Origin of the sequence: Streptomyces sp. MB09-01 (genome assembly GCF_033794505.1) — a bacterium.
GTDB lineage: Bacteria > Actinomycetota > Actinomycetes > Streptomycetales > Streptomycetaceae > Streptomyces.
Genome location: NZ_JARAYQ010000457.1, coordinates 1 through 3,616, shown reverse-complemented (window position 1 = coordinate 3,616; position 3,616 = coordinate 1). Strand labels below are relative to the sequence as shown.

The following is a 3,616-nucleotide window of genomic DNA, read 5'->3' as shown; positions in this document are numbered from 1 at the left end:
CGCGAAGATCGACGGCATCGTCAAGGACGAGGTCAAGCCGCAGGTCCACACCTGGAAGTTCCCCGACGGCAAGGTCCTGATCGTGCTGTCCGAGGGCCGCCTGCTGAACCTGGGCAACGCGACCGGCCACCCCTCCTTCGTGATGTCGAACTCCTTCGCGGACCAGACCCTGGCCCAGATCGAGCTCTTCACCAAGCCCGAGGAGTACCCGACCGAGGTGTACGTGCTCCCCAAGCACCTCGACGAGAAGGTCGCCCGCCTCCACCTCGACGCCCTCGGCGTCAAGCTGACCACCCTGCGCCCGGAGCAGGCCGCCTACATCGGCGTCCAGGTCGAGGGCCCCTACAAGCCGGACCACTACCGCTACTGATCAATTCCTGATCAGCGGCGGCACCACGTGAAGCAGGCCCCCGGCACCCGTGCCGGGGGCCTGCCCCATATCGCTCGACGCCCGACGCCCTCGATCCCAAGAAGTGTGCGCACCATGCCCCGCGGCCGATACTCGCTCCACGACCCGCACGACCACGCCCCCCTCGGCGAGGAGCACTTCCACTGCGCCCCCGGCCCCTCGGGCTGGCGCTACGTCTCCCAGCTCACCGACCCGAACGGCGACCACCGCGGCTCCGTCGACCTCGCGATCGACGAACTCGGCCGCCCCATCCGCCTCGAAGTGAACGCCGCGAGCTGGCAGGTCCGCGGCGCCGCCATCGACGGCGTCACCTGGGTCCGCACCGACCCCACCGGCACCGAGGCCACCGAGGGCAACATCGCCGCCCCCGGCTTCACCGGCACCTCACCGGCCTTCCTGGTCGCCACGGCCCGCCTGCTGCGCCTGACCCCCGGCGCCCCCGCCACCCGCGTACGGCTCCTCGCCCTCACCGATCCGGTCCTGGCCCCCCGTACGGTCGACCAGGCGTGGGCCCTGCTGGCCCGCGAGGAACACCCCACCGACAGCGGCCCGCTCCTGGTGGACGAGTACCAGGTCAGCGCCCTGGACACGGGCGAGGTCCACACGATCCACATCGCAGGCGACGTGGTGCTCTCGGCCCCCGGCATCGAGCTCGAACACCTGGAGACCCCGCCCTCCACCTTCGAGGAGCACTGACCCCGCAGGCGGGCGGCGCTCAGGCGGGCGGCGCGAACCCACCGGCGCGCGGAGCCTCCACGGGAGCCACGGGCGCGGGAGCCACGTAGGGAGCCGGCGTCGGCACGGGGGCCGGCACGGGCAGCGGCGCGAACCCGGCGGGAGCGGGGGCCGGCGCAAAGGCGGGCGCCGGCGCGGGAGCAGCGGCAGCGGCGGACCGGAAGGCCCGGGCGGCGTCCCGAGACTGCCGCTCGTGCACCACGGCCATCAGGAACGCGGCAGCGGGCACCCCCGCCGGCGCGGGAGCCCCCGTACGCGCCACCAGATCGTCCGCGAGCCTCGCCGCCATCGCGGCGCCCACCTGCGGATCCAGCTGGTCCATCCGCGTCAGGTACTGGCGTATCGCCAGCCACAGCCCGTCCGGCACCGCCGACAGGTCCAGCCCGGTGAACCGCCCCGCCAGCCACGGCGGCGGCGGAGGCACCGGCATCACCCGGGCCCCCGGCACCCGCTCCCGGACCACCAGCGTCCCGGCGAAGACGTCCCCGACCCGCCGCCCGCGCGCCGAGACCAGCGAGGCGATGCACGCCACCGTCCCGAAGGTCAGCAGCAGCTCCACCACTCCCATGGCCCCGCGGACCAGCGCGTGCCGGAACCGGATCGGCCCCCCGTCGTCCCGCACCACCCGCAGCCCGCAGGCGAGCTTGCCCAGCGACCGACCGTGCGACAGCGTCTCCACGGCGATCGGCACGCCGACCAGCAACAGCAGGAAGCTCGCCACCCCCACGGCCGCCTGGGCGGCGTCGTCCAGCGAGGCGGTCGCCAGGGCAAGCCCGACCGAGAGCAGCACGTACCCGGTGACGTACACGACCAGGTCGAGGAGGATCGCCAGCCCGCGGCTCGGCAGCCTCGCGGGCCGCAACCCCAGGACGACCGCGTCCCCCGTCACCAGATCGCTCACCGCAGCACCTCTCGTATGACCTGCCCCGCCCCAACGGCATCCAGTCTGCCAAGCTGACCACACGAGGAATAGGCAGCAGCAGGTGACCTGGGGCAGGGGAGCGGCAACCGGATGGATCTCGACGTCTTCGTGACGGCACACCGCGCGGAATGGGACCGCCTGGAGCAGCTCCTGGGCCGCGGCCGCAAGCTCACCGGCGCGGAGGCGGACGAACTCGTCGCGCTCTACCAGCGCACCTCCACCCACCTCTCCCTCATCCAGTCCAGCACCCCCGACCCCATGCTCACGGGCCGGCTGACCCAGCTGGTCGCGCGCGCCCGCGCCACGGTGACCGGCACCCGCCGGGCCGGCTGGCGCGACGCCGCCCTCTTCTTCACGGCGGCCTTCCCGGCTGCGGTCTACCGCAGCCGCCGCTGGTGGATACCGACCGCGCTGCTCTCCACGGCGCTCGGCGTGCTCATCGGCTGGTGGATAGCCACGCACCCCGAGGTCCAGGGCGCCATCGCGGCCCCGGCGGACCTGAAGGCGCTCACGCAGCCGGGCGGCGGGTACGAGACGTACTACTCCAGCCACCCCGCGGGCTCCTTCGCCGCCAAGGTCTGGACGAACAACGCCCAGGCGGCGGCGATCTGCCTCGTCCTCGGCGCCTTCCTCGGACTCCCCGTGCTGTGGATCCTGTTCCTCAACATGGCCAACCTCGGGGTCGGCCTCGGCCTGATGGCCTCCGCCGGACGCCTCGACGTCTTCCTCGGCCTGATCCTCCCGCACGGCCTGCTCGAACTGACGGCGGTCTTCGTGGCCGCCGGCACGGGCCTGCGGCTGGGCTGGACGGTCATCGACCCGGGTCCCCGCACCCGCCGCACCGCCCTGGCGGAACAGGGCCGCGCCGCCCTCGGCATGGCCATCGGCCTCGCGGTGGTGCTGTTCGTCTCGGGCCTGATCGAAGGCTTCGTGACCCCGTCGGGCCTCCCCACCTGGGCCCGCATCACCATCGGCGTCGTCGCCGAGGCCGCCTTCCTGCTCTACGTCTTCGTCCTGGGCGGCAGGGCCTCCCGCGCGGGCGAGGTGGGCGACGTCGAGGCCGCCGACCGTACGGCGACGCTCCCGACCGCGGCCTGATGTGCGTACGCGCCTGCTGAGCTGCTAGTCTCCTCGTCGTCCCGCGAAGACCGTTGACACGGAGCCCGTGGGGAGGTAGATTCGAACGGTTGCCTCGAACTGGACAAGTTCGGCAGTGATGGTTTAGACTAGGCCTTGCCCCCATCGAGGAATTTGATTCCAGCGGGGCGCAGCCGACTCCTCAATCAGGAATTCAAGCCGGGAAATCCGGTGGAGAACTTCTGATAGAGTCGGAATCGCCGGAAAGGGAAAGCGCGAAGGCGCAGGAACTGGAAAGCACCGAGGAAATCGGGCCCGAAAGAGTCTGATAGAGTCGGAAACGCAAGAACACAGAACGAAAGCCCGGAGGAAAACCCGAGAGGGTGAGTACAAAGGAAGCGTCCGTTCCTTGAGAACTCAACAGCGTGCCAAAAATCAACGCCAGAAGTTGATACCCCGTCCACTTCGGTGGA

General features: G+C 71.4%; 5 protein-coding genes. 3 read left to right on the top strand and 2 right to left on the bottom strand.

Annotated features, from left to right (window positions below; genetic code table 11):
- Positions 1-370 (top strand): adenosylhomocysteinase (locus tag PV721_RS42215; RefSeq protein WP_319734032.1); only part of this gene is annotated, 370 nt, incomplete at its 5' end.
- A gap of 114 nt (positions 371-484) precedes the next feature.
- A complete protein-coding gene (locus tag PV721_RS42210; protein WP_319734030.1) occupies positions 485-1,105 on the top strand; it encodes a hypothetical protein in 621 nt (206 codons plus the stop codon).
- 19 nt (positions 1,106-1,124) lie between these two features.
- Here the strand turns inward: PV721_RS42210 and PV721_RS42205 are convergent, their stop codons facing one another.
- Positions 1,125-2,045, bottom strand: a complete 921-nt coding sequence (locus PV721_RS42205; protein WP_319734028.1) for an RDD family protein — start codon at positions 2,043-2,045, stop codon at positions 1,125-1,127.
- A gap of 111 nt (positions 2,046-2,156) precedes the next feature.
- Here PV721_RS42205 and PV721_RS42200 point away from each other — a divergent pair, with 111 nt between their 5' ends.
- Positions 2,157-3,164 carry a stage II sporulation protein M gene (locus tag PV721_RS42200; protein ID WP_319734026.1) on the top strand — a complete coding sequence of 336 codons (1,008 nt, stop codon included), beginning with the start codon at positions 2,157-2,159 and terminating at the stop codon, positions 3,162-3,164.
- 193 nt (positions 3,165-3,357) lie between these two features.
- Here PV721_RS42200 and PV721_RS42195 read toward each other — a convergent pair.
- Positions 3,358-3,616: hypothetical protein (locus PV721_RS42195; RefSeq protein ID WP_319734024.1), on the bottom strand; the 259-nt coding region annotated here is incomplete at its 5' end.

What these genes read in the sequence shown, in the direction of transcription:
- PV721_RS42210 (WP_319734030.1), top strand. Translation starts at nt 485, where the DNA reads ATGCCCCGCGGCCGATACTCGCTCCACGACCCGCACGACCACGCCCCC.
- PV721_RS42200 (WP_319734026.1), top strand. Translation starts at nt 2,157, where the DNA reads ATGGATCTCGACGTCTTCGTGACGGCACACCGCGCGGAATGGGACCGC.